This window comes from Enterobacter cloacae complex sp. FDA-CDC-AR_0164, from assembly GCF_003071645.1.
GTDB lineage: Bacteria > Pseudomonadota > Gammaproteobacteria > Enterobacterales > Enterobacteriaceae > Enterobacter > Enterobacter ludwigii.
The window spans coordinates 971683-995338 of the sequence record NZ_CP028950.1 but is presented as its reverse complement, the minus strand read 5'-3'; the positions used below and the strand labels follow the sequence as shown (position 1 = coordinate 995338).

The 23656-nt window shown below is 54.7% G+C and carries 26 protein-coding genes; 18 read left to right on the top strand and 8 right to left on the bottom strand.

Translation table 11 applies throughout. The annotated features are described in order from the left end of the window. Positions 1-17: 17 nt before the first annotated feature. The 4 genes from AM410_RS04865 to rlmB all read left to right on the top strand — a co-directional run bounded on the left by AM410_RS04865 (position 18) and on the right by rlmB (position 5218). On the top strand, positions 18-1316 hold the full coding sequence (locus AM410_RS04865; protein ID WP_025206256.1) for an adenylosuccinate synthase: 1299 nt from the start codon (positions 18-20) through the stop codon (positions 1314-1316). A 192-nt stretch (positions 1317-1508) separates the two neighbouring features. After that, positions 1509-1934: a nitric oxide-sensing transcriptional repressor NsrR gene (gene nsrR, locus AM410_RS04860; RefSeq protein WP_014168317.1), complete on the top strand. Its 426-nt coding sequence runs from the start codon at positions 1509-1511 to the stop codon at positions 1932-1934. 38 nt (positions 1935-1972) lie between these two features. Next, complete coding sequence (gene rnr, locus AM410_RS04855) at positions 1973-4414, top strand: ribonuclease R (RefSeq protein ID WP_041162388.1); 2442 nt, start codon at positions 1973-1975, stop codon at positions 4412-4414. A gap of 69 nt (positions 4415-4483) precedes the next feature. After that, positions 4484-5218, top strand: a complete 735-nt coding sequence (gene rlmB / locus AM410_RS04850; protein ID WP_014168319.1) for a 23S rRNA (guanosine(2251)-2'-O)-methyltransferase RlmB — start codon at positions 4484-4486, stop codon at positions 5216-5218. A gap of 67 nt (positions 5219-5285) precedes the next feature. Here rlmB and AM410_RS04845 read toward each other — a convergent pair whose 3' ends face one another. Further along, positions 5286-6560, bottom strand: a complete 1275-nt coding sequence (locus AM410_RS04845; protein WP_063214271.1) for an MFS transporter — start codon at positions 6558-6560, stop codon at positions 5286-5288. A 194-nt stretch (positions 6561-6754) separates the two neighbouring features. On the opposite strand from AM410_RS04845, the gene AM410_RS04840 reads away from it, so the two are divergent. Further along, positions 6755-8377, top strand: a complete 1623-nt coding sequence (locus AM410_RS04840) for an isovaleryl-CoA dehydrogenase (protein ID WP_073397010.1) — start codon at positions 6755-6757, stop codon at positions 8375-8377. Here AM410_RS04840 and AM410_RS04835 read toward each other — a convergent pair. The 3 genes from AM410_RS04835 to bsmA form a co-directional block, all read right to left on the bottom strand. Next, entirely contained in the window at positions 8374-10305 is a 1932-nt protein-coding gene (locus tag AM410_RS04835) for a methyl-accepting chemotaxis protein (protein WP_047355591.1), read from the bottom strand. The genes AM410_RS04840 and AM410_RS04835 overlap by 4 nt on opposite strands. 171 nt (positions 10306-10476) lie before the next feature. Continuing rightward, positions 10477-10752, bottom strand: coding sequence for a DUF1471 family protease activator YjfN (gene yjfN / locus AM410_RS04830; RefSeq protein ID WP_025206250.1), 276 nt, complete (start codon positions 10750-10752; stop codon positions 10477-10479). 148 nt (positions 10753-10900) lie between these two features. Then, positions 10901-11230, bottom strand: a complete 330-nt coding sequence (gene bsmA / locus AM410_RS04825; protein ID WP_025206249.1) for a biofilm peroxide resistance protein BsmA — start codon at positions 11228-11230, stop codon at positions 10901-10903. A 137-nt stretch (positions 11231-11367) separates the two neighbouring features. On the opposite strand from bsmA, the gene yjfP reads away from it, so the two are divergent. After that, positions 11368-12090, top strand: a complete 723-nt coding sequence (yjfP, locus tag AM410_RS04820) for an esterase (protein ID WP_025206248.1) — start codon at positions 11368-11370, stop codon at positions 12088-12090. On the opposite strand, the gene ulaR is transcribed toward yjfP, so the two are convergent. Together ulaR and ulaG are read right to left on the bottom strand one after the other, a co-directional pair. Continuing rightward, positions 12087-12842 carry an HTH-type transcriptional regulator UlaR gene (ulaR, locus tag AM410_RS04815; protein WP_014168326.1) on the bottom strand — a complete coding sequence of 252 codons (756 nt, stop codon included), beginning with the start codon at positions 12840-12842 and terminating at the stop codon, positions 12087-12089. The genes yjfP and ulaR overlap by 4 nt on opposite strands. A gap of 111 nt (positions 12843-12953) precedes the next feature. Next, positions 12954-14018, bottom strand: a complete 1065-nt coding sequence (ulaG, locus tag AM410_RS04810) for an L-ascorbate 6-phosphate lactonase (RefSeq protein WP_073397013.1) — start codon at positions 14016-14018, stop codon at positions 12954-12956. Positions 14019-14376: 358 nt separating this feature from the next. On the opposite strand from ulaG, the gene ulaA reads away from it, so the two are divergent. The 6 genes from ulaA to AM410_RS04780 are packed head-to-tail and all read left to right on the top strand — an operon-like array spanning position 14377 to position 18785. Further along, positions 14377-15777, top strand: a complete 1401-nt coding sequence (ulaA, locus tag AM410_RS04805) for a PTS ascorbate transporter subunit IIC (protein WP_073397016.1) — start codon at positions 14377-14379, stop codon at positions 15775-15777. A gap of 12 nt (positions 15778-15789) precedes the next feature. Further along, on the top strand, positions 15790-16095 hold the full coding sequence (ulaB, locus tag AM410_RS04800; RefSeq protein ID WP_014168329.1) for a PTS ascorbate transporter subunit IIB: 306 nt from the start codon (positions 15790-15792) through the stop codon (positions 16093-16095). A 9-nt stretch (positions 16096-16104) separates the two neighbouring features. Next, the gene (ulaC, locus tag AM410_RS04795; protein WP_014168330.1) at positions 16105-16572 is read left to right on the top strand and encodes a PTS ascorbate transporter subunit IIA; all 468 of its coding nucleotides are present in this window, start codon (positions 16105-16107) and stop codon (positions 16570-16572) included. A 13-nt stretch (positions 16573-16585) separates the two neighbouring features. Beyond that, positions 16586-17236: a 3-keto-L-gulonate-6-phosphate decarboxylase UlaD gene (gene ulaD, locus AM410_RS04790; protein WP_008502901.1), complete on the top strand. Its 651-nt coding sequence runs from the start codon at positions 16586-16588 to the stop codon at positions 17234-17236. Between the two features lie 9 nt (positions 17237-17245). Next, complete coding sequence (locus AM410_RS04785; protein ID WP_073397018.1) at positions 17246-18106, top strand: L-ribulose-5-phosphate 3-epimerase; 861 nt, start codon at positions 17246-17248, stop codon at positions 18104-18106. Further along, a complete protein-coding gene (locus tag AM410_RS04780; RefSeq protein WP_032679424.1) occupies positions 18099-18785 on the top strand; it encodes an L-ribulose-5-phosphate 4-epimerase in 687 nt (228 codons plus the stop codon). The genes AM410_RS04785 and AM410_RS04780 overlap by 8 nt, the downstream gene beginning before the upstream one ends. A 141-nt stretch (positions 18786-18926) precedes the next feature. On the opposite strand, the gene yjfY is transcribed toward AM410_RS04780, so the two are convergent. Continuing rightward, entirely contained in the window at positions 18927-19202 is a 276-nt protein-coding gene (yjfY, locus tag AM410_RS04775) for a DUF1471 family protein YjfY (RefSeq protein WP_025206244.1), read from the bottom strand. A 341-nt stretch (positions 19203-19543) separates the two neighbouring features. Between yjfY and rpsF the strand changes: the two genes are divergently transcribed. The 5 genes from rpsF (at position 19544) to AM410_RS04750 (ending at position 22062) form a co-directional block, all read left to right on the top strand. Then, entirely contained in the window at positions 19544-19939 is a 396-nt protein-coding gene (rpsF, locus tag AM410_RS04770; RefSeq protein ID WP_014068637.1) for a 30S ribosomal protein S6, read from the top strand. 6 nt (positions 19940-19945) lie between these two features. After that, positions 19946-20260: a primosomal replication protein N gene (gene priB, locus AM410_RS04765; protein ID WP_003856035.1), complete on the top strand. Its 315-nt coding sequence runs from the start codon at positions 19946-19948 to the stop codon at positions 20258-20260. Positions 20261-20264: 4 nt separating this feature from the next. Next, positions 20265-20492 carry a 30S ribosomal protein S18 gene (gene rpsR, locus AM410_RS04760; protein WP_000135199.1) on the top strand — a complete coding sequence of 76 codons (228 nt, stop codon included), beginning with the start codon at positions 20265-20267 and terminating at the stop codon, positions 20490-20492. Positions 20493-20533: 41 nt separating this feature from the next. Then, the gene (rplI, locus tag AM410_RS04755) at positions 20534-20983 is read left to right on the top strand and encodes a 50S ribosomal protein L9 (protein WP_014168334.1); all 450 of its coding nucleotides are present in this window, start codon (positions 20534-20536) and stop codon (positions 20981-20983) included. Positions 20984-21132: 149 nt separating this feature from the next. After that, positions 21133-22062, top strand: a complete 930-nt coding sequence (locus AM410_RS04750; RefSeq protein ID WP_108647593.1) for a DMT family transporter — start codon at positions 21133-21135, stop codon at positions 22060-22062. Positions 22063-22107: 45 nt separating this feature from the next. On the opposite strand, the gene AM410_RS04745 is transcribed toward AM410_RS04750, so the two are convergent. Next, positions 22108-22752, bottom strand: a complete 645-nt coding sequence (locus tag AM410_RS04745) for an OapA family protein (RefSeq protein WP_108647591.1) — start codon at positions 22750-22752, stop codon at positions 22108-22110. A gap of 233 nt (positions 22753-22985) precedes the next feature. On the opposite strand from AM410_RS04745, the gene fklB reads away from it, so the two are divergent. Continuing rightward, positions 22986-23606: an FKBP-type peptidyl-prolyl cis-trans isomerase gene (gene fklB, locus AM410_RS04740; protein WP_025205816.1), complete on the top strand. Its 621-nt coding sequence runs from the start codon at positions 22986-22988 to the stop codon at positions 23604-23606. Positions 23607-23656 lie beyond the last annotated feature (50 nt).

Here is a 23656-nt window from a genome sequence, read left to right as displayed (position 1 = left end):
CGGTGATTTTGAAAAAAATGGGTAACAACGTCGTCGTACTGGGCACCCAATGGGGTGACGAAGGTAAAGGGAAGATTGTTGATCTTCTGACTGAACGGGCTAAATATGTTGTACGCTACCAGGGCGGTCACAACGCAGGCCATACTCTCGTAATCAACGGTGAAAAAACCGTCCTCCATCTTATTCCATCAGGCATTCTTCGCGAAAACGTCACCAGCATTATCGGTAACGGCGTTGTGCTGTCTCCGGCTGCTCTGATGAAAGAGATGAAAGGTCTGGAAGACCGTGGTATCCCCGTTCGCGAGCGTCTGCTGCTCTCCGAAGCCTGCCCGCTGATCCTTGATTATCACGTGGCGCTGGACGTAGCGCGTGAGAAAGCGCGTGGCGCGAAAGCGATCGGCACGACCGGTCGTGGTATCGGCCCGGCTTACGAAGACAAAGTTGCTCGTCGCGGTCTGCGCGTGGGCGATCTGTTTGATAAAGAGACGTTCGCTGAAAAACTGAAAGAAGTGATGGAATATCACAACTTCCAGCTGGTGAACTTCTATAAAGCTGACGCTGTTGACTACCAGAAAGTGCTGGATGACGTCATGGCGATTGCTGACATTCTGACCGGTATGGTTGTTGATGTGTCCGATCTGCTGGACCAGGCGCGCAAGCGTGGCGATTTCGTCATGTTCGAAGGTGCGCAGGGTACGCTGCTGGACATCGACCACGGTACCTATCCGTACGTCACCTCCTCTAACACCACCGCGGGTGGCGTTGCGACCGGTTCTGGTCTGGGTCCACGTTATGTAGATTACGTTCTGGGCATCATCAAAGCTTACTCCACTCGCGTGGGTGCGGGTCCATTCCCGACTGAGCTGTTTGATGAAACCGGCGAGTTCCTGTGCAAGCAGGGTAACGAGTTTGGCGCGACCACCGGTCGTCGTCGTCGTACCGGCTGGCTGGACGTGGTAGCCGTGCGTCGCGCAGTACAGATTAACTCCCTGTCTGGTTTCTGCCTGACCAAACTGGACGTGCTGGACGGTCTGAAAGAGGTGAAACTCTGCGTAGGCTACCGTATGCCTGATGGTCGCGAAGTGACCACCACTCCGCTGGCTGCGGATGACTGGAAAGGCATCGAGCCAATCTACGAAACCATGCCAGGCTGGTCTGAAACGACGTTCGGTGTGAAAGAGCGTAGCGGTCTGCCACAGGCAGCACTGAATTACATCAAGCGTATTGAAGAACTGACCGAAGTGCCGATCGACATTATCTCTACCGGCCCTGATCGTACTGAAACGATGATCCTGCGCGACCCGTTCGACGCATAATCTTCGTGACTGCTGGCCTGCGGGACAACCCGCAGGCTGGATACGCGTCGCGCCATCCGGCGAACGCTCCTCGATCTCCGCTTTTTCGCCCCGTCTGTCAAATAAATTAGCCGCTTACTATCTGGCTGGTTTATCATCATTAATGAATATCTGTGCGGTTTATCCGCGTTTTCCCTTTTTCCTGAGGTTGATGTGCAGTTAACAAGTTTCACCGATTACGGCTTACGCGCGCTGATTTACATGGCGTCGTTACCCGATGGGAAAATGACCAGTATCTCTGAGGTTACAGAGGTATACGGTGTGTCCCGTAATCATATGGTCAAAATAATCAATCAACTTAGTCGTGCCGGATACGTTGCTGCCGTCCGCGGGAAGAATGGTGGGATCCGTCTCGGTAAACCGGCGCAGAGTATTCGTGTTGGGGATGTGGTACGTGAACTGGAGCCATTGTCTCTGGTGAACTGCAGCAGCGCGTTCTGCCACATTACGCCCGCTTGTCGCCTTAAACAGGCACTTTCTCTGGCCGTGCAAAGTTTTCTCAAGGAACTGGATAACTACACGCTGGCCGATTTGGTTGAAGAGAATCAACCACTTTATAAATTATTGCTGGTGGAATGAAGAAAATTTCCACCGGAGCTGACAACGGAGGAACCGATATGTCACATGATCCTTTCCAGGAACGCGAAGCCGAAAAATACGCGAATCCTATCCCCAGCCGCGAGTTCATCATTGAACACTTAACAAAACGCGAAAAACCCGCCAATCGTGAAGAACTTGCCGTTGAATTAAACATTGAAGGTGAAGAGCAAATTGAAGCCCTTCGCCGCCGCCTGCGCGCGATGGAGCGCGACGGGCAACTGGTCTTTACCCGCCGTCAGTGCTATGCGCTTCCCGAACGTCTTGACCTGCTGAAAGGCACCGTCATCGGCCACCGTGATGGCTATGGCTTCCTGCGCGTAGAAGGCCGTAAAGACGATCTTTATCTTTCCTCTGAGCAGATGAAGATGTGCATTCACGGTGACCAGATCCTGGCGCAGCCGCTGGGCGCGGACCGTAAAGGTCGACGCGAAGCGCGCGTGGTGCGTGTCCTGGTCCCTAAAACCAGCCAGATTGTTGGCCGCTACTTTACCGACGCTGGCGTGGGCTTTGTGGTGCCAGACGACAGCCGCCTGAGCTTCGATATCCTGATCCCGCCTGAAGAGGTGATGGGCGCCCGTATGGGCTTTGTGGTGGTGGTTGAACTCACCCAGCGTCCTACCCGCCGCACCAAGGCGGTCGGGAAAATCGTCGAAGTGTTAGGCGATAACATGGGCACCGGCATGGCCGTTGATATGGCGCTGCGTACTCATGAAATTCCTTACGTCTGGCCGAAAGCGGTTGAAGAGCAGGTTGTCGGCCTGAAAGAAGACGTGCCGGAAGAGTCCAAAGTGGGCCGCGTGGATCTGCGCGATCTGCCGCTGGTGACTATTGATGGTGAAGATGCCCGCGACTTCGATGATGCCGTTTATTGCGAGAAAAAACGCGGCGGCGGCTGGCGTCTGTGGGTTGCCATCGCTGACGTAAGCTATTACGTGCGCCCGCATACTCCGCTGGATAACGAAGCGCGCAGCCGTGGAACGTCGGTCTACTTCCCGTCGCAGGTAATCCCGATGCTGCCGGAAGTCTTGTCTAACGGCCTGTGCTCCCTGAACCCGCAGGTTGACCGCCTGTGCATGGTCTGCGAGATGACCATCTCCACCAAAGGGCGCTTAACGGGTTACAAATTCTACGAAGCGGTAATGAGCTCCCATGCGCGCCTGACCTACACCAAGGTCTGGCATATGCTGCAGGGCGATCAGGATCTGCGTGAGCAGTATGCGCCGCTGGTGAAACACATCGAAGAGCTGCATAACCTCTACAAAACGCTGGATCAGGCGCGTGAAGAGCGCGGCGGGATCTCGTTTGAGAGCGAAGAGGCGAAGTTCATCTTTAACGCTGAACGCCGCATTGAACGTATTGAGCAGACCCAGCGTAACGATGCCCATAAGCTGATTGAAGAGTGTATGATTCTGGCAAACATCTCGGCGGCACGTTTCGTTGAGAAAGCCAAAGAACCTGCGCTGTTCCGTATTCACGATAAACCGTCGACCGAAGCCATCACTGCGTTCCGCTCCGTACTGGCTGAACTGGGTCTGGAACTGCCTGGCGGTAACAAGCCAGAGCCGCGTGATTATGCTGAATTGCTGGAGTCGATTGGCGATCGCCCGGATGCGGAAATGCTGCAGACCATGCTGCTGCGTTCCATGAAGCAGGCGATTTACGATCCGGAAAACCGCGGTCACTTCGGTCTGGCGCTGCAGTCTTACGCCCACTTTACCTCGCCGATCCGTCGTTATCCGGACCTTTCCCTGCACCGCGCGATCAAGTATTTGCTGGCGCAGGAGCAGGGTCATAAAGGTAATACGACCGAAACCGGTGGCTACCATTATTCAATGGAAGAGATGCTGCAACTCGGTCAGCACTGTTCCATGGCCGAACGTCGTGCAGATGAAGCGACGCGCGACGTGGCAGACTGGCTGAAGTGTGACTTTATGCTGGACCAGGTGGGTAACGTCTTTAAAGGCGTGATTGCCAGCGTCACCGGTTTTGGTTTCTTCGTCCGTCTGGATGAACTGTTTATCGACGGTCTGGTGCATGTCTCCAGCCTGGATAACGACTACTACCGTTTCGACCAGGTCGGGCAGCGCCTGATTGGCGAATCTGGCGGCCAGACCTATCGTCTTGGCGATCGCGTGGAAGTGAAGGTCGAAGCCGTTAATATGGACGACCGTAAAATTGACTTTAGCCTGATCTCCAGCGAGCGTGCCCCGCGTAATGTGGGTAAAACGGCGCGTGAAAAGACGAAAAAAGGGGGCAACGGCAACAGCGGTGGCAAACGTCGTCAGGCGGGTAAGAAGGTAAACTTCGAGCCAGACAGCGCGTTCCGCGGTGAGAAGAAACAGAAGCCGAAGGCCGCGAAGAAAGAGGCCCGGAAGGCGAAAAAGCCGTCCACCAAAACGCAGAAAATTGCGGCTGCCACCAGGGCAAAGCGCGCAGCGAAGAAACAGCAGGCGGAGTAATTCTCCCCCTCAACCTGACCCTCTCTCCTGCGGAGAGAGGGAAAAGAAAAGACAGAACGAGAACCATCAATGAGTGAAATGATTTACGGCATCCACGCGGTGCAGGCCCTGCTGGAGCGCGCACCGGAGCGTTTTCAGGAAGTGTTTATTCTGAAAGGGCGTGAAGACAAACGTCTGATGCCGCTGATCCACGCCCTGGAAGCACAAGGTGTCGTGATCCAGCTGGCGAACCGCCAGTTCCTGGATGAGAAAAGTGAAGGTGCCGTTCACCAGGGCATTATTGCCCGCGTTAAGCCAGGTCGTCAGTATCAGGAAAACGATCTGCCGGATCTTATCGCCGGGCTGGAAAATCCATTCTTCCTGATCCTTGACGGCGTGACCGACCCGCACAACCTTGGCGCATGTCTGCGAAGCGCAGATGCGGCAGGTGTTCATGCGGTTATCGTGCCGAGGGATCGCTCTGCACAGCTTAACGCGACGGCGAAGAAAGTGGCCTGTGGCGCAGCGGAAAACGTACCGCTGATCCGCGTCACCAACCTGGCGCGCACCATGCGTATGCTGCAGGAAGAGAACATCTGGATCGTCGGTACCGCGGGTGAAGCAGATCATACTCTGTATCAGAGCAAGATGACCGGCCGTCTGGCACTGGTAATGGGTGCCGAGGGCGAAGGTATGCGCCGTCTGACCCGTGAGCATTGCGATGAGCTGATCAGCATTCCAATGGCGGGCAGCGTGTCGTCTCTGAACGTTTCCGTGGCAACAGGTATCTGCCTGTTTGAAGCGGTACGTCAGCGCGGGGAATAAACAGCAAGGCCGTCCTGAGGACGGCCTTTCGTATTTTCTGTGGGAGGGTCACCAGACGGTGAAAAACTCACTCCTCCAGTGACCGCAAATGGTCATCCTTCCTGAGCGTCATCAGCGCGAAGATACTCACTACCGCTGTCGCCATGACGTAATAAGCCGGAATATCCAGGTTGCCCGTCTCTTTAATCAGCCCGGTAATAATCAGCCCCGCGCAGCCCGAGAAAAGGGCGTTCGACAGGGAATAAGCCAGCCCAAGCCCGGTATACCGTACGCGCGTCGGGAACATCTCTGAGAGCATCGCCGGCCCGGGGCCTGCCAGCATCCCCACCAGACCACCCGCAATCAGCACCACCAGCGCTTTGATGGCCAGCGTGCTGGACTCCGCCTGTAAAACCTTCAGCAGCGGCAGGGCAAGGAGCAGCAGCAACGTGGTGGCGACGATCATCACCGTGCGGCGTCCGATTTTGTCGCTCAGGATCCCGGACGGAATAATCGTCAGCGCAAAACCGATGTTCGAAATCACAGCAATCAACAGCGCCTGATTAAACCCGGTATGCAGCGTCGACTGCAGATAGGTGGGCATAATCACCAGATAGGTATAACCCGCCGCTGACCAGACCATCACCCGGCCAATGCCCATCGCAATGGCATTGAGCGTGGCAACGGTATCAGCCTGAGTGGCAACCGGCTTTTCCTGCTGTTGCACAAAGCTTGGCGTCTCTTCCATACTCACCCGCAGCCACAGCGCCACCACGCCCATCGGTAATGCCAGGAAGAACGGGATGCGCCAGCCCCAGTCATGCAGGGCTTCCGGTGTCAGAAGGGCGGAGAGCAGTGCGACAATGCCAGCGCCTGCTAACAGGCCCAGCGCGACGGTAAATGACTGCCATGCACCGTAGAGGCCCCGCTTGCCGCGTGGGGCAAACTCGGTCATCAGCGAGACGGCGCCACCATACTCACCACCGGCGAACAATCCCTGCAGGATGCGCAGCAGCGTGATAATCAGCGGGGCGGCAATACCGATGCTGGCATAGACCGGCACAATACCGATTGCGGCGGTGGCCAGCGTCATCAGCACCAGTACAATAATCAGCGTCGGTTTTCGGCCTATCCGGTCACCTATTCTGCCAAACACCACCGCGCCCAGCGGGCGAAAGAAGAAGGCGATGGCAAAGGAAGCGTAGGTAAGGATCAGGCTGGTCAGCCCCGCGTCCCCCTCAAGCTGGAAGAAGTTCTTCGCAATTACGGTCGCCAGAAAACCATAGACCGCAAACTCATACCACTCGATAAAGTTACCAATGGAGCCTGCAATTAATGCACGCTTGTGCGCGTCCGGTTGCATAACGTTCCTCACTGAAAGGGGGTAAGAATAAATTATTCAACAAAAGCGAATGCGCGAAATAGTTTATTCTTATGTTCTGTGACCTATTTCACGAATGATATCAGCGGGATCGTCATCGTGTGACCTCACTCCCATGCAGCGTGCACGTGGCCTGTCCATACTTATCTTCATTGCCATTGAAGGAGGGAGACAGCATGCACTGGCAGACCCATACCGTTTTTAATCAACCTGCACCGCTCTCAAACAGCAACCTTTTCCTCTCTGATTGCGCTCTGCGTGACGCGGTTGTTCGCGAAGGCGCCGAGTGGGATATCGAGCTTCTTGCCAGCATCGGCCAGCAGTTAGGAACCGCGGAATCGCTGGAACTGGGCAGGCTGGCGAACGTTAATCCGCCGGAGTTATTACGCTATGACGCCACCGGGGAGCGACTGGATGACGTTCGCTTTCATCCCGCATGGCACCTCTTAATGCAGGGACTTTGCGCCAACCGTGTCCATAACCTGGCGTGGGAAGAGGAGGCGCGCAAAGGCGCGTTTGTCGCCAGAGCTGCACGTTTTGTCCTGCACGCTCAGGTAGAAGCGGGCACGCTTTGCCCTGTCACCATGACCTTTGCTGCTACACCGCTGCTGCAACAGGCGCTGCCCGAGCCGTTCCGTGACTGGATTACGCCGTTAATGAGCGATCGTTACGATCCTCATCTTGCCCCAGGGGCGCAAAAGCGCGGCCTGCTGATTGGCATGGGGATGACAGAAAAACAGGGCGGCTCGGACGTACTCAGCAACACCACCAAAGCGGAAAAGTGCAGTGACGGCAGCTACCGGCTTATCGGGCATAAATGGTTTTTCTCTGTGCCGCAAAGCGATGCGCATCTGGTGCTGGCCCAGGCGAAAGGGGGGCTGTCCTGCTTTTTTGTTCCACGCTTTTTACCTGACGGGCAACGCAATGCCGTACGTCTGGAGCGGCTGAAAGAGAAGCTCGGCAACCGCTCTAACGCCAGCAGCGAAGCGGAGTTCCTGGATGCGTCCGGCTGGCTGCTGGGGGAGGAAGGAGAAGGGGTACGCCAGATCCTCCGAATGGGCGGGCTGACGCGGTTTGACTGCGCGCTGGGCAGCCATGGGCTGATGCGTCGGGCTTTATCCGTGGCGCTTTACCATGCGCATCAACGCCAGACGTTTGGTAAAAACCTTATCGACCAGCCGCTTATGCGCGATGTGCTGAGCCGCATGGCGCTGATGCTGGAGGGCCAGACGGCACTGTTGTTTCGTCTGGCCCGGGCGTGGGACAAGCGTGCCGATCCTCAGGAGGCCGCCTGGGCGCGGCTTTTCACCCCCGCGGCGAAATACAGCGTCTGCAAAGCGGGTATCCCGTTTGTGGCGGAAGTCATGGAAGTGCTCGGCGGCACAGGCTACTGCGAGGAGAGTGAGCTTCCCCGTTTGTACCGTGAGATGCCCGTGAACAGCATCTGGGAAGGGTCCGGCAATATTATGTGCCTGGACGTTCTGCGTGTACTGACGAAGCAATCCGGCATTCTCGACCTGCTTGTGGATGATTTTGCCCAGGTAAAAGGGCAGGACAGGCACTTCGATCGCAGCTGGCGTCAGCTTCAGCAAAAACTGCGAAAACCGCAGGAGGCGCAGGGGCGGGAGATCACGCAACAGCTTTTCCTGCTGGGGGCCGGAAGTCAGATGCTGCGGCACGCATCGCCACCCGTGGCGCAGGCGTGGTGCCGCATGATGCTTGATACCCGCGGCGGTACGCTGATGAGCGAGCAGGTGCAAAATGACCTGCTGTTGCGTGCCACGGGCAGGGTTGGCTAACTCTTTAGCTGGAACAGGCTCACCAGTTGGGTGAGGTGTGAGCCTTTCTCACGCAGCGTGTGTGCGGTTTGTTCGCTACGTAAGACGCGGTCGGCGTTTATGTGCGACGCTTCGCCAATGTGGGTCATGGCCAGATTAACCTGGCCTATTCCCGCGGATTGCTCGCGGGACGCATGGTTAATCTCCGTGACCAGCTTGTTGATGTTATCGATGTGCACGATGATGGAATCCATCGCCAGACGCGTTTGTTCAGACAGCGCATGGCCTTCGCTGACTTTTCTGAGCGTATCACCGATGAGCTGTTCAATCTCCTTCACCGCGTTGGCGCTGCGTCCTGCCAGCGCGCGTACCTCCTGCGCCACCACCGCAAAACCTTTTCCGTGCTCGCCTGCGCGGGCTGCTTCAACCGCTGCGTTAAGCGCCAGAATGTTGGTCTGAAAAGCGATGGATTCAATCACGCGCGTGATGTCTTCGATTCGCTTTGATGCTTCGCGAATATCATCCATGGTAGCGACAGCGTGGGTGACCGTCTCACCGCCCTGGTGTACCGCGCGCGACGTTTCGCCTACCAGCTGCTGCGTTTGCTCCATGTTGGCGGCATTTTGCTGCACGGTCGCGGCCAGTTGCTCCATGCTGGCAGACGTCTCTTCTACACTGCTGGCCTGCTTGTTAATCTGCCCGGAGATTTCTTCGCTATCGGATGCCAGCGCGTTGGTGCCCATATGGATCTCCGCAGCGGCCTCGCGCACCTGAAGAACAATTTTCTGCAGTCCCCCTCCAATACCGTTAATGGCATCGATGAGCTGACCGACCTCATCCTGGCGGGTCACGGGCAGGCTGGAGCGCAGATCGCCTGCGGCATACTGTCGGGCCAGGTGGATCACATTGCGCAATGGGCGTGTCAGTATGCGTCGTATAATGACCACAAACAGACCCGCGAAGAGCACTGACAGCACCACCCCTGCCAGCAGGAAGCGGTCGCGCATGGCGGTCACGCTTGAGAGCAGTACCGATTTATCCACTTCGCCGACAATGGCCCAGTTCCAGCCTGGCAGCGGCGTATACGCCATGGTCAGCGTGCGACCATCGGCACTGACGCGCTCCAGCGTGCCGGATTTATCACTCAACAGCTGTTGCTGGATAGCGCTATCCCACTCCGGTACTTTTCCCTCCGCGCTGGTGTGGAACAGATACTGCCCGCGCGTTTTGCCATGGCTGCGGTCCAGAACAAAGAAGTGACCGCTCTCGCCCAGTCGACGGTTGAGGATTTTCTCGCGCATGACGTTCCAGGAGTGAGTGATGTCCACACCAACAAAGATGATTGCAATGACCTGGCCGTCCGCGTTTTTAACCGGCTGGTATTGGGTGATGTAGCGCTTGCCGAACAGCAGCGCCAGACCGCGATAAACCTCGCCCCGGGTGACGGCAGCAAAAGCCGGGCTGGTGGTATCCAGAACGGTGCCCATTGCCCGCTCGCCGTTCTCTTTGCGCAGCGATGTGGCGACGCGTACAAAGTCGTTACCGCTACGCACAAACAGGGTCGAGATTGCCCCTGTCCGGCTCAGAAAATCGTCTGAAAGGGTATTGTTTTCATGTAGCCCGGTTTCCCCTCCTTTCAGGAGCGGAACGTTAATCCCGTTAATCGTCTGGGTTTGCGTGTTATCAACGCTCAGTGGCTGGGGCAAAAAGGTGGTAAACAGCCGGGTATAACTCTCGACCTCTTCACTCAGGCTGGTGTTAAACATCTGCACCATATCGACCATGCCGGTGGATTGATTATGCAGGTCTTCTATCGCGAGGGCTTCAAGCTGCTGGCTGGCTTTTTGGCTGAGCAGAAAAGTGAAAAACAGAAACAGGATGGCGACACTGGCACCGGTAAGCAGCGACAGCTTTGCACCCAGACCTGCACGACGGAAAAAGTTGATCATAAATTGCTCATCATTGAAAAGGTATGGCTTTTCAACGGCAGAGCAGAGATAACGTTTACTGGTTTAGTGTAACAAAATGTTATTTAATTGTTTTTAATTGGTTTGCTAAAAGATAAAAAATTTGCAAAAACGAAAAGCCACTAAAAGTAAGTGGCTTTTATCGGAGGGGGATTACGCGTAGAGAATGGCCTGTACCCGCCAGTGATCGATGTACTGATCTTCCTGCATCTGGATAATGCGATACCATGAAGCACCCTGCTCATCGGCCTTTAATGCAACGACACGTTCAACGTCCTGCGGGCTCCCCGAGATATTATTCACGGAGATCTGGCCAATTTCATTCAGGCCAGTCACACAATCAGCACTGGCAAATTCAGCTGACTGCGCGGTTGTGCTCACAAGACCTGCTGAGAGCAACAGTGTGGTCAAAGCAAGAGTTCGTTTCATCGTCAGCTCCATTTCACATGTCTCCGGTATCCGCCGGGCAATCCTTCGCGAATAAACTCACTTCCATTGTTGCGGGCATGGAGTTTATTGTGGACAGGAAAGTGTCTATGGACGCAAAGCAGTGTAAATGTCGTTCAAATGAAGACGATCATTGACGATACAGAATGGCCTGTGAGTACCACTGTCCCGTAATGATGGTTTCGTCGATCATAATGATGACGTAATAATCTGCTTTGGCGGCGACGGCTTGTGCCTTTATTGCTTCTTCCGCGTCATCCGGGGAGCCGCGAACCAGCGCAGAGACGGTACCCATACGCTGTAATCCTTCCGTCTGATTACGACGGATTTCCTGCGGGTGATCGGCCACCGGGGGAGCGGGTTGTGGCGTTCCCTGCAGCGCGCTACAGCCACTGAGCAGTAACATCAGCAATAAAGCAGCAAACCTGCGCATAACCATATCTCGTTTCCTGATAGCCATAGTGTAGTTGTCTGTGAATTTAGTTTTGGGGGAATGTTCCCGAAGTGTTAGCTGGGGCGTAATTTTCGAATGAAAATAGCGTGAAATCGTAACCCAGTTCTCAACATTATGAATCATTCATCATTACAGGGTCGACAATGATTGAAATTGAAATACGCCATCTGGGTGATCGTGAAATATTACACGCAACACCCGCCGGAAAACGTGAGGAACCACTGCCTGTTATAGTGTTTTATCATGGATTTACCTCATCGAAGCTGGTCTACAGCTATTTTGCGGTGGCACTCGCGCAGGCCGGTTTTCGTGTGGTCATGCCGGATGCACCTGACCACGGCGCACGTTTTACCGGCAACGAACAGGCGCGGCTTGGGCAGTTCTGGCACATTTTGCACGGTAGCCTGACCGAGTTTGCCGGGCTGCGCGATGCGCTTTACCAGGCAGGGCTGGTGGCTGATAATCGGCTGGCCGTGGCTGGGGCATCGATGGGCGGGATGGCGGCGCTGGGGATCATGACGCACCATCCAGAAGTGAAGTCAGTGGCTTGTCTGATGGGCTCGGGCTACTTTACCTCACTGGCGAAGACGCTTTTTCCACCTCAGGCACTCACAGAGGTTGAGGCGGCGCTTGCAGAGTGGGAGGTTACCCGGGCGTTACCGCGTCTGGCCGATCGTCCTTTGCTGTTGTGGCATGGTGATGCGGACGATGTGGTCCCACCCGGAGAAACGTTCCGGCTTCAGCAGGCGCTGCAGCACGAGGGGCTGGATGGCAACCTGACCTGCCTGTGGGAAGCGGGCGTTCGCCACCGCATTACGCCAACGGCGCTGGACGCTACGGTGGACTTCTTCCGCCAGCACCTTTAAACGCACAGGACGTTGACACCCTGATCTTTCAGTTTCTGGAGGATCTCAGGGTTGGCACCTTTGCCGGTGATCACCATGTCTATCTGTTCAGCACGGCTGAACAGCATTCCTGCGCGTTCGCCCACTTTACTGCTGTCGACCAGCACAACGAGCTTGCCCACCACGTTAAGCATGTTTTGTTCTGCCATGGCGGTCAACATATCGGTTTTGTAGAGGCCATCCGCGGTCAGGCCTTTGCCACTGGTAAACATCCAGTGTCCGGCATAAAGACTGTTTTCGCTGTCCTGCGGGCTGAGCGTAATGGACTGGCTCTTGTTGTACTGGCCGCCCATGATCACCACGCTCTCATGCTCCTGATCGATAAGATAGTTGGCGAGCGGCAAGTAGTTCGTGATGATTTGTACCGGCTTTCCGCACATCTCCCGACCTAACAGAAACGCCGTGGAGCCGCAGTTGATCACCACGCTCTCGCCGGGGTTCACCAGCTGCGATGCCGCTCTGGCAATACGGACTTTTTCATCATGATTTTGCGCCTGATGAATGTTCATCGGCGTCCAGCGTGGACGCTGCTGGCTAATCGCTTCCGCACCGTTGCGGACTTTTTTCAGCTTACCGCTTTCATCCAGCTTATTAATATCCCGCCGCGCTGTTGCCGGGGAAATCCCTAAACGTTCGATCACTTTCTCAACGGTGACAAACCCTGTTTGCGCCAGGAGTTCCAGTAATATTTGATGCCGTTGCGCTTCCGTCATGAGCTATTCCGATAAGAATTGATTTTAAAAGATGATATTTGAAATAGCGTGAAATTACTAAAAGAAATATGAAACCGCCAGACACACGGGTCTGGCGATGGGCCTTAATAATCAGAGGAATGACTTGAACGGCAGGTCTGGCTCAAGAGTAAAGCAATCATCAAAGCCGCGTGGGTAGTGATACTCGAGATTGTCTTTGTCCAGCGGCCAGGTGAACTTACCTCCTACCTGCCAGATGAACGGCTTAAAGCCATACTTCAGGCGGTCTTTTTTCATTTCCCACAGTACGCGTATCTCCTGCGGGTCGGCCTGGAAGTTTGACCAGATATCGTGGTGGAAAGGGATCACTACTTTGGTGTTCAGCGCTTCCGCCAAGCGCAGCATATCGGCGCTGGTCATTTTGTCTGTAATGCCGCGTGGGTTCTCCCCGTATGAGCCGAGCGCCACATCAATCTGATGCTCATTGCCGTGCTTTGCATAGTAGTTTGAGTAGTGAGAGTCACCGCTGTGGTACAGGGAACCGCCGGGCGTTTTAAACAGGTAGTTCACCGCACGTTCGTCCATACCGTCTGGCAGTACGCCTGCGGCTTTCTGATCGGCCGGAAGGGTAATCAGTGCAGTGCGGTCAAAGGCATCCAGCGCGTGGATCTCAACGTCTTTAATTTTGACCACATCGCCCGGTTTCATGACGATGCAGCGCTCTTTCGGTACGCCCCAGCCGATCCATAAATCCACGCAGGTTTGCGGCCCGATGAACGGTACGTCATCGGCACAGTTTTGCATGACCGCTGCCGCCACGTTGACATCAATATGATCGTTATGATCGTGCGTAGAGAGAACGGCATCGATCTGGCGAATGGCGAACGGATCAAGAACAAACGGTGTGGTACGCAGGTTTGGCTGAAGTTTTTCCACGCCCGCCATGCGTTGCATCTGATGGCCTTTTTTCATCAGCGGGTTACCGTGACTCTGTTTGCCGGTGCCGCACCAGAAATCGACGCAAATATTCGCGCCACCTTCTGATTTCAGCCAGATCCCCGTGCACCCCAGCCACCACATTGCAAAGGTACCAGGAGCAACCTGTTCCTGCTCAATCTCTTCATTCAGCCAGCTACCCCATTCCGGGAAAGTGCTCAGAATCCATGATTCACGGGTAATGGTGTTCACTTTACTCATCGTTTTGACTCCTGGTTTAATCAAAAGTAATCAACATGTGATTTGTTGTGATTAATGCTGGCACCATTTCACGCGTATTGCAACGATCAAAATGTGTAATTTTATCTGCATGACGTCACGGACGCTCTTCTCGCTTCTTGTTATCTTTTACCGTATTAATAATTAATTGTATGAATTATATGGAAATAATTTTATATAACATGTCGAAGTGAAAATCATTACTAACACCAGGGAAATAATTTGCGTGATGCGTCACAAATAATCAGATTTAATCTTGTGGTGATTATTTGTGATTAATAGAGTGTTGTCACCAACCGCACAGGGATTGCCCCTCGTGTTCTCATTTCTGGAGAGAGTTATGGAGATCCTCTACAACGTCTTTACCGTGTTCTTTAATCAGGTAATGACTAATGCCCCGCTGTTGTTGGGCATCGTGACGTGCCTTGGCTATATCCTGCTGCGTAAAAGCGTCAGCGTTATTATTAAAGGCACCATTAAAACCATCATCGGTTTCATGCTGTTGCAGGCGGGTTCAGGCATTTTGACCGGCACCTTCAAGCCGGTAGTGGCCAAAATGTCGGAAGTCTATGGCATCAACGGCGCCATCTCTGACACCTACGCCTCGATGATGGCCACCATCGATCGCATGGGCGATGCCTACAGTTGGGTAGGGTATGCGGTTCTGATCGCGCTGGCGCTGAACATCATTTACGTTCTGTTGCGCCGCATTACCGGTATTCGCACCATCATGCTGACTGGCCATATCATGTTCCAGCAGGCAGGGCTGATTGCGGTTTCCTTCTTTATCTTCGGCTACCCAATGTGGACGACCATTATCTGCACCGCGGTGCTGGTCTCGCTCTACTGGGGTATCACCTCCAACATGATGTACAAGCCCACGCAGGACGTCACCGACGGTTGCGGTTTCTCCATCGGCCACCAGCAGCAGTTTGCCTCCTGGATTGCCTATAAAGTCGCGCCGTATCTGGGTAAAAAAGAAGAGAGCGTCGAAGATCTTAAACTGCCGGGCTGGCTGAATATTTTCCACGACAATATCGTCTCTACGGCGATTGTGATGACCCTCTTCTTCGGTGCCATTCTGCTCTCCTTTGGCATTGACGTCGTACAGGCGATGGCGGGTAAAACCCACTGGACTGTCTATATCCTGCAGACCGGTTTCTCCTTCGCGGTGGCGATTTTCATTATCACCCAGGGCGTGCGTATGTTCGTTGCCGAGCTGTCCGAAGCCTTCAACGGTATCTCTCAGCGTCTGATTCCAGGTGCGGTACTGGCGATTGACTGCGCGGCTATCTACAGCTTCGCGCCAAACGCGGTGGTCTGGGGCTTTATGTGGGGCACCATCGGCCAGCTGGTTGCGGTGGGTATCCTGGTGGGCTGCGGCTCTTCCATTCTGATCATTCCTGGCTTTATCCCGATGTTCTTCTCCAACGCCACCATCGGCGTCTTTGCGAACCACTTTGGTGGCTGGCGCGCGGCGCTCAAGATCTGCCTGGTGATGGGGATGGTGGAAATCTTCGGGTGTGTGTGGGCGGTCAAGCTCACCGGTATGAGCGCCTGGATGGGCATGGCCGACTGGTCAATTCTGGCACCACCGATGATGCAGGGCTTCGCCTCTGTTGGCCTGATCTTTATGGCCGTCATCATCCTCATTGCTCTGGCTTATATGTTCTTCGCTGGCCGCTCTCTGAGGGCTGAAGAAGATGCAGAAAAACAAACAGCAGAAGTTTCTGCTCATTAAGGAGTTTCGATTATGACCGTACGTATCCTGGCTGTGTGTGGCAATGGGCAAGGGAGTTCCATGATCATGAAGATGAAAGTGGACCAGTTTTTAACCCAGTCAAACATCGACCACACGGTGAACAGCTGCGCAGTGGGCGAATACAAAAGTGAACTGAACGGCGCGGACATCATCATCGCCTCTACCCACATCGCCGGTGAGATCACCGTGACAGGCAACAAATATGTGGTAGGCGTGCGCAACATGCTGTCGCCAGCCGACTTTGGGCCAAAGCTGCTGGAAGTGATCAACGCGCATTTCCCACAAGATGTGAAGTAAGGACGCAACATGAAACTACGTGATTCGCTGGCAGAGAACAGCTCCATCCTTTTACAGGCCGACGCCAGCACCTGGCAGGAAGCGGTGAAACTTAGCGTTGACCTGCTGGTAAAAGCCGATGTTGTCGAGCCGCGTTATTACCAGGCCATTCTGGATGGTGTTGCAGAGCACGGCCCTTACTTCGTGATTGCACCAGGGCTGGCGATGCCGCATGGCCGCCCGGAAGAGGGTGTTAAAAAAACCGGCTTTGCGCTGGTTACGCTGAAAACACCACTGGCTTTCAACCACGAAGATAACGACCCGGTCGACATCCTCATCACCATGGCGGCTGTTGATGCCAACACCCACCAGGAGGTGGGCATTATGCAGATCGTGAATCTGTTTGATGATGAGGCCAACTTCGACCGTTTACGCGCCTGCCGCACCGAGCAGGATGTGCTGGATTTAATTGATAACGCCACTGCGGCGGCAGTTTAAGAGGGAATTGAAAATGTCATTACCAATGTTGCAGGTCGCGCTGGATAACCAGACTCTGTCTCACGCTTACGAAACTACCCGCCTGATTGCGGAAGAAGTGGACATCATCGAAGTCGGTACCATTCTGTGCGTGGGCGAAGGCGTTCGCGCCGTCCGCGACCTGAAGGCGCTGTATCCGCATAAAATCGTGCTGGCGGATGCCAAGATTGCCGATGCGGGCAAAATTCTTTCCCGTATGTGTTTTGAAGCCAATGCCGACTGGGTCACCGTTATTTGCTGTGCGGATATCAACACGGCTAAAGGTGCGCTGGATGTGGCAAAAGAGTTCAACGGTGATGTGCAGATTGAGCTGACCGGGTTCTGGACCTGGGAGCAGGCGCAGGAGTGGCGTGACGCGGGCATTCAACAGGTGGTTTATCACCGCAGCCGTGATGCGCAGGCCGCTGGGGTAGCGTGGGGGGAAGCGGATATCAGCGCGATTAAGCGTCTGGCCGATATGGGCTTCAAAGTGACCGTGACCGGAGGCCTGGCGCTGGAAGATCTGCCGCTGTTCAAAGGTATCCCAATTCATGTCTTTATCGCAGGCCGTAGCATCCGTGATGCCGCCTCTCCGGTAGAAGCCGCGCGTCAGTTCAAACGCTCAATCGCTCAGCTTTGGGGCTAAGGAGCGGGTATGTTGTCTAAACAAGTCCCGCTCGGCATCTATGAAAAGGCACTCCCTGCGGGGGAGTGCTGGCTGGAGCGGCTGCAACTGGCGAAACAACTCGGCTTCGATTTTGTTGAAATGTCAGTGGATGAGACGGACGAACGCCTGTCTCGCCTGGACTGGAGCCGCGAACAGCGTCTGGCACTGGTTAGCGCCATTGCTGAAACGGGGGTACGTGTGCCTTCCCTGTGCCTCAGCGCCCATCGTCGTTTTCCGCTTGGCAGTGAAGATGATGCTGTGCGTGCTCAGGGGCTGGAGATCATGCGTAAAGCCATTCGCTTTGCCCAGGATGTCGGCATCCGTGTGATCCAGCTGGCGGGGTATGACGTTTACTATCAGGACGCCAATAATGAAACGCGCCGTCGTTTTCGTGACGGCCTGAAAGAGAGCGTCGACATGACCAGCCGTGCTCAGGTGACGCTGGCGATGGAGATCATGGATTATCCGTTAATGAACTCCATCAGCAAGGCGCTGGGTTACGCGCACTACCTGAATAATCCGTGGTTCCAGCTCTACCCTGATATCGGCAATCTGTCAGCCTGGGATAACGACGTGCAGATGGAACTGCAGGCGGGTATTGGTCATATCGTGGCGGTTCATGTCAAAGATACCCGGCCTGGTGTATTCAAAAATGTTCCGTTCGGCACCGGGGTGGTGGATTTCGAACGGTGCTTCCAGACGCTCAAACAGACAGGGTATTGCGGGCCTTACCTGATTGAGATGTGGAGTGAAACGTCGGACGACCCGGCAGCCGAAGTGGCGAAGGCGCGGGACTGGGTCCGTGAACGTATGGCGCGGGCTGGGTTGATGGAGGCTGAGCATGCATAAGCTTAAGCAGCAGGTCTTTGAGGCCAATATGGATCTACCTCGCTACGGTCTGGTGACGTTTACCTGGGGTAACGTCAGCGCCATCGACCGTGAGCAGGGGCGGGTCGTGATTAAGCCCAGCGGTGTGCCCTATGAGTCCATGACCGCCGACGACATGGTGGTTGTGGATCTTCATGGCAACGTGGTTGACGGAAAGTGGCGTCCTTCTTCTGATACCGCCACCCATCTGGCACTGTATCAGCGTTATCCCTCCCTGGGCGGCGTTGTGCATACACACTCGACTCATGCCACGGCCTGGGCGCAGGCAGGGCTGCCCATTCCGGCTCTTGGCACCACGCATGCAGACTACTTCTTTGGCGATATTCCCTGCACGCGGGCATTAACGCAGGCCGAAGTGGAAGGGGAGTATGAACTCAACACCGGTCGCGTCATTATCGACACGCTGGCTGAGCGTGAGCCGCTGCATACGCCGGGTATTGTGGTGTATCAGCACGGTCCATTCTCGTGGGGAAAAGACGCTCACGATGCCGTGCATAACGCGGTGGTGATGGAGGAAGTGGCGCGAATGGCGTGGATCGCCCGCGGCATCAATCCGCAGCTTCAGGGCATTGATGATTACCTTATGAATAAACATTTCATGCGTAAACATGGGCCCAACGCCTATTACGGGCAGAAGTGAATAAGTGCTCTGGAATACCGAAAAACAGTTGTAACCGGTGGTATTTCAGAGCCATTAGCAAAAAAAAGCCCCCGGGCAGGGGGCAAGTTAAACTATGGCTATGTTCTCTTTGTTGGCTTTCCTGGTGCTAGCGTTAAAGCGTTATCGGTAGATATCTGCACTGGCGTGCATATTGCCGTTGCTGCCGGGCTCACGCATCAGTATGACGTGATAATATTGTGCACCCTGAGCATCGGTCTCTTGATTGAGAGCCTGATCTGCTTCACTTTCAGTGGCGAAATTATGATTGATGTAGATTACGCCTAAGCTTTGCACATCATCCATGTTTTGGGCCTGCCGGCCGTCTATCTTGATGGCTGCCATCGCGTTTGCACTGAGCAAAAGTGCAGCCATTACGGCAAATGCGATTTTTTTCATGATATGCGCTCCACGACTGCGTGCTGTGAAAGGGGGTGTTGCTCTCCTTTTATAAATAAGGTCTCTGATTAAAGTGTAATCACTTATCCGGCGGGGATGCGTGACCATTTCTGATGCTGTTGTTCAAAAAAACAACGCTTCCTGATGTGATTAATTTTAAATCACCCACTTAGACCAGCTTTACGCTTTGTGCGAATTATTTGTGCAATCAGCTTGAGTTTCCAGGGGCGCGCAAGTATTATGACGCGTCAATTTTTCAGCCGACCTTTAACACGTTCCTTGCCTCCCCGGGCCTCGGCTGACCCAGACAGGAGGCTGAATAATCCGTAAGGAGCAATTCGATGCGTCATTACGAAATCGTTTTTATGGTCCATCCTGACCAGAGCGAACAGGTTCCGGGCATGATCGAGCGCTACTCTGCTGCCATCACTGGTGCAGAAGGTACGATCCACCGTCTGGAAGACTGGGGCCGCCGTCAGCTGGCTTACCCGATCAACAAACTGCACAAAGCACACTACGTTCTGATGAACGTTGAAGCGCCGCAGGAAGTGATCGATGAGCTGGAAACTACCTTCCGCTTCAACGATGCCGTTATCCGCAGCATGGTTATGCGTACCAAAAACGCAGTGACCGAAGCATCTCCGATGGTTAAAGCGAAAGACGAGCGCCGTGAGCGTCGCGATGATTTCGCAAACGAAACCGCAGATGATTCTGATGCTGGGGATTCTGAAGAGTAATTTCTGATGACCAACCGTCTGGTGTTGTCCGGTACCGTGTGCAGGACCCCCCTTCGTAAGGTCAGTCCATCAGGAATTCCGCATTGCCAGTTCGTGCTTGAGCATCGTTCTGTGCAAGAGGAAGCCGGCTTTCACCGGCAGGCGTGGTGCCAAATGCCCGTTATTATTAGCGGACACGAAAACCAGGCCATTACTCACAGTTTAACGGTCGGTAGCGCAGTAATCGTTCAGGGGTTCATTTCTTGCCACAAGGCAAAGAACGGCCTGAGCAAAATGGTTCTGCATGCCGAGCAGATTGATTTGATAGATTCTGGAGACTAGCCATATGGCACGTTATTTCCGTCGTCGCAAGTTCTGCCGTTTCACCGCGGAAGGCGTTCAAGAGATCGACTATAAAGATATCGCAACGCTGAAAAACTACATCACCGAAAGCGGTAAGATTGTCCCAAGCCGTATCACCGGTACTCGTGCAAAATACCAGCGTCAGCTGGCTCGCGCTATCAAACGCGCTCGCTACCTGTCCCTGCTGCCGTACACTGATCGTCATCAGTAATCGGGCACGGTCCATTAATACGACTTTAAGAGGATAAGGTAATGCAAGTTATTCTGCTTGATAAAGTAGCAAACCTGGGCAGCCTGGGTGATCAGGTAAACGTTAAAGCGGGCTACGCTCGTAACTTCCTGGTTCCACAGGGTAAAGCTGTTCCAGCTACCAAGAAAAACGTAGAGTTTTTCGAAGCACGTCGCGCTGAACTGGAAGCCAAACTGGCTGACGTTCTGGCGGCTGCTAATGCTCGCGCTGAGTCAATCAACGCACTGGGCACTGTTACCATCGTTTCCAAAGCTGGCGACGAAGGTAAACTGTTCGGTTCCATCGGTACCCGCGATATCGCTGATGCAGTAACTGCAGCTGGCGTTAAAGTGGCTAAGAGCGAAGTTCGTCTGCCGAACGGTGTTCTGCGTACCACTGGTGAGCACGAAGTGGACTTCCAGGTTCACAGCGAAGTGTTCGCTAAACTGGTTGTTAACGTTGTAGCTGAGTAATTTTACTCTGCTCACGTCGAAGCGCCGGCCTTGTGCCGGCGTTTTGCTTTTTAAGGGACCAGACTCGCGCTTTAGTGCTTGTAGGGTCGCTATTCCTGGCGCATTCTCTGATAATAAAATGAAACGTAATTTTATTTATGAGATTCGACATGGAAACCGCTCTGCCCACGCCCGTATTTGCCCGTCGAAAGGTGGCCTATGCCTGCGCCACGCTCTGCTGTCTGCTTTGGGGTAGCTCTTACCCGGCCATAAAAAGCGGTTATGAACTCTTCCAGATTGCCACCGATGATATTCCCTCAAAGGTCGTGTTCGCCGGTTACCGTTTTCTGTTTGCGGGTGTGCTGCTGCTTCTCTTTGCGTTAGCACAGCGCAAGCCCATCGGCAGGTTCACGCCCGGGCAGTTTGGGCAATTGACCGTCCTGGGACTGACGCAGACGAGCATTCAGTACATCTTCTTTTATATCGGACTGGCCTACACGACAGGCGTGAACGGCTCAATCATGAACGCCACCGGTACTTTCTTCAGCGTGCTGCTGGCGCACTTCATCTACCACAACGACAAGCTCAGCTATAACAAAACGCTTGGCTGTATTCTGGGCTTTGCCGGAGTGATGCTGGTTAACTTCCACGGCGGGTTAAGCGAATTCAGCTTCGTCTGGAAGGGGGACGGGTTTGTGGTGCTGGCAGCCTTTATCCTTTCTGCCGCCACGCTTTACGGAAAACGCATCTCCCAGACCGTCGACCCGACGGTGATGACCGGCTGGCAGCTGGCTATCGGCGGCGCGGCGCTGGTGGCGGGTGGCTATCTCACGGGAGGGACGCTGGAAGTGCATAGCATGACGGCCGTCGCGGTGCTGGGGTACCTGACGTTACTCTCTTCGGTAGCGTTCGCCCTCTGGAGCGCGCTGCTGAAAGTGAACCGCGTAAGTATGATTGCCCCGTTCAACTTTGTGATTCCCGTTGCCGGGACGGTGCTGTCTGCCATTTTCCTCGGTGAAAACATTCTGGACATCAAATATGCGATTGCGCTGGTGCTGGTCTGCTCGGGGATTTGGTGGGTAAATAAGCGGGGTCACTAAGAAGGGCATTGCCGGGGGGCTGGCTCGCCTTACCCGGCCTGAACATTAACGTGCTCTGATAAAACTGCCGTCAGGCTGGCGGGTAAACAGCACCTGCTGGCCATTTCCCGTATCAATCGTGAGCCCGGTGACGACACCGCTGGCATTCTGACGTATCTGCACCAGCTGGCCATTCTGCAAATTACTGAGCGGCTTACCTGCGCCTTCCACCTGCGCCATGGCATACACATCGGTTGGCGGCAAATTGTGGTCGCGGAACAGCTGCGCAAGGGTTTTACCCGGCTCTACGCGATAGGAACGCCACTGCTGCTCAATGCCGGTTGGCTGCTGAGCCTGTGGCTCTGCCGGGGCCGCTGCCTGTTCCTGTGGCTGTTCATCCTGAATGGGTTCCGGTTCAACAGGCGCAACCTGTCCCGGATCGTTCGACGGGGTGACCAGTTGCGTCTGCACAGGCTGTGTGTCCGGCTGCGGTCGCGTTTGCGACTGAATATCCAGTTGGGCATTGCGGGTCACCGTCGCGGTGTCGGCGTCATCGCCACCGGAAGGAAGCAGGAAGCCCACGATCACCATCAGCGCGCCAATGATGATCCCTCTGCGATGCAGAGGCGGCAGCGGGTCCATGATGCGAAAATTGTCCGGCGACTGCCAGATTTTCGCCAGGGTAGGTTTCAGTTCAAATCGCCCGGGCATGGCTCTCCTCCTGCTCCGCGTCTTTTTTATCCTGTGCTCCGAAGTATAGTTTGCTAACTGCCTGAACGGCGTAGCAAACCCGACATCCGTGACATTCGTTCGGGATTAATCCTGGTTCTCTCTATTGTTTCTGTTTCGTCGCGGTTTGTCACCTTAACTTCAGACAAAGTTTTACCCATAAGGGCATGGCTGATATGCTGCCCGCTACTTTAAATGTGATGGAAGGAAAACCCATGACCACCCCGACTTTTGACACTATCGAAGCGCAGGCAAGTTACGGTATCGGCTTGCAGGTAGGACAGCAGCTGAGCGAATCCGGCCTGGAAGGTCTGTTACCCGAAGCGCTGGTGGCGGGTATCGCTGATGCGCTGGAAGGCAACAACCCGGCAGTTCCGGTTGATGTTGTGCACCGTGCGCTGCGTGAAATCCACGAACGTGCTGACGCCGTGCGTCGCGCGCGTTTCGAAGAGATGGCTGCAGAAGGCGTGAAATATCTGGAAGAGAACCGTGAGCGTGAAGGCGTGAACAGCACCGAGTCTGGCCTGCAGTTCCGCGTGATCAATCAGGGCGACGGCGCAATCCCGGCGCGTACTGACCACGTTCGTGTGCACTACACCGGTAAACTGATCGACGGTACGGTGTTCGACAGCTCTGTAGCACGTGGCGAACCGGCTGAATTCCCGGTTAACGGCGTTATCGCGGGCTGGATCGAAGCGCTGACCCTGATGCCAGTGGGTTCCAAATGGGAACTGACTATCCCGCACAACCTGGCGTACGGCGAGCGTGGCGCTGGTGCGTCCATCCCGCCATTCAGCACCCTGGTGTTTGAAGTCGAGCTGCTGGAAATTCTGTAATCAGCTTTTCTTATTTCCTCTCTCCTTCGGGGGAGAGGAATATAGTGATA

Excerpts from the sequence above, each read along its gene's own strand:
- AM410_RS04745 (WP_108647591.1), bottom strand. The coding sequence starts at position 22,752 with ATGCCCGGGCGATTTGAACTGAAACCTACCCTGGCGAAAATCTGGCAG.
- rplI (WP_014168334.1), top strand. The coding sequence starts at position 20,534 with ATGCAAGTTATTCTGCTTGATAAAGTAGCAAACCTGGGCAGCCTGGGT.
- ulaC (WP_014168330.1), top strand. The coding sequence starts at position 16,105 with ATGAAACTACGTGATTCGCTGGCAGAGAACAGCTCCATCCTTTTACAG.
- AM410_RS04845 (WP_063214271.1), bottom strand. The coding sequence starts at position 6,560 with ATGCAACCGGACGCGCACAAGCGTGCATTAATTGCAGGCTCCATTGGT.
- ulaD (WP_008502901.1), top strand. The coding sequence starts at position 16,586 with ATGTCATTACCAATGTTGCAGGTCGCGCTGGATAACCAGACTCTGTCT.
- rnr (WP_041162388.1), top strand. The coding sequence starts at position 1,973 with ATGTCACATGATCCTTTCCAGGAACGCGAAGCCGAAAAATACGCGAAT.
- AM410_RS04835 (WP_047355591.1), bottom strand. The coding sequence starts at position 10,305 with ATGATCAACTTTTTCCGTCGTGCAGGTCTGGGTGCAAAGCTGTCGCTG.
- yjfN (WP_025206250.1), bottom strand. The coding sequence starts at position 10,752 with ATGAAACGAACTCTTGCTTTGACCACACTGTTGCTCTCAGCAGGTCTT.
- AM410_RS04785 (WP_073397018.1), top strand. The coding sequence starts at position 17,246 with ATGTTGTCTAAACAAGTCCCGCTCGGCATCTATGAAAAGGCACTCCCT.
- yjfY (WP_025206244.1), bottom strand. The coding sequence starts at position 19,202 with ATGAAAAAAATCGCATTTGCCGTAATGGCTGCACTTTTGCTCAGTGCA.
- fklB (WP_025205816.1), top strand. The coding sequence starts at position 22,986 with ATGACCACCCCGACTTTTGACACTATCGAAGCGCAGGCAAGTTACGGT.
- rpsF (WP_014068637.1), top strand. The coding sequence starts at position 19,544 with ATGCGTCATTACGAAATCGTTTTTATGGTCCATCCTGACCAGAGCGAA.
- yjfP (WP_025206248.1), top strand. The coding sequence starts at position 11,368 with ATGATTGAAATTGAAATACGCCATCTGGGTGATCGTGAAATATTACAC.
- AM410_RS04750 (WP_108647593.1), top strand. The coding sequence starts at position 21,133 with ATGGAAACCGCTCTGCCCACGCCCGTATTTGCCCGTCGAAAGGTGGCC.
- ulaR (WP_014168326.1), bottom strand. The coding sequence starts at position 12,842 with ATGACGGAAGCGCAACGGCATCAAATATTACTGGAACTCCTGGCGCAA.
- rpsR (WP_000135199.1), top strand. The coding sequence starts at position 20,265 with ATGGCACGTTATTTCCGTCGTCGCAAGTTCTGCCGTTTCACCGCGGAA.
- bsmA (WP_025206249.1), bottom strand. The coding sequence starts at position 11,230 with ATGGCTATCAGGAAACGAGATATGGTTATGCGCAGGTTTGCTGCTTTA.
- priB (WP_003856035.1), top strand. The coding sequence starts at position 19,946 with ATGACCAACCGTCTGGTGTTGTCCGGTACCGTGTGCAGGACCCCCCTT.
- ulaB (WP_014168329.1), top strand. The coding sequence starts at position 15,790 with ATGACCGTACGTATCCTGGCTGTGTGTGGCAATGGGCAAGGGAGTTCC.
- rlmB (WP_014168319.1), top strand. The coding sequence starts at position 4,484 with ATGAGTGAAATGATTTACGGCATCCACGCGGTGCAGGCCCTGCTGGAG.
- AM410_RS04840 (WP_073397010.1), top strand. The coding sequence starts at position 6,755 with ATGCACTGGCAGACCCATACCGTTTTTAATCAACCTGCACCGCTCTCA.
- ulaG (WP_073397013.1), bottom strand. The coding sequence starts at position 14,018 with ATGAGTAAAGTGAACACCATTACCCGTGAATCATGGATTCTGAGCACT.
- AM410_RS04780 (WP_032679424.1), top strand. The coding sequence starts at position 18,099 with ATGCATAAGCTTAAGCAGCAGGTCTTTGAGGCCAATATGGATCTACCT.
- AM410_RS04865 (WP_025206256.1), top strand. The coding sequence starts at position 18 with ATGGGTAACAACGTCGTCGTACTGGGCACCCAATGGGGTGACGAAGGT.
- ulaA (WP_073397016.1), top strand. The coding sequence starts at position 14,377 with ATGGAGATCCTCTACAACGTCTTTACCGTGTTCTTTAATCAGGTAATG.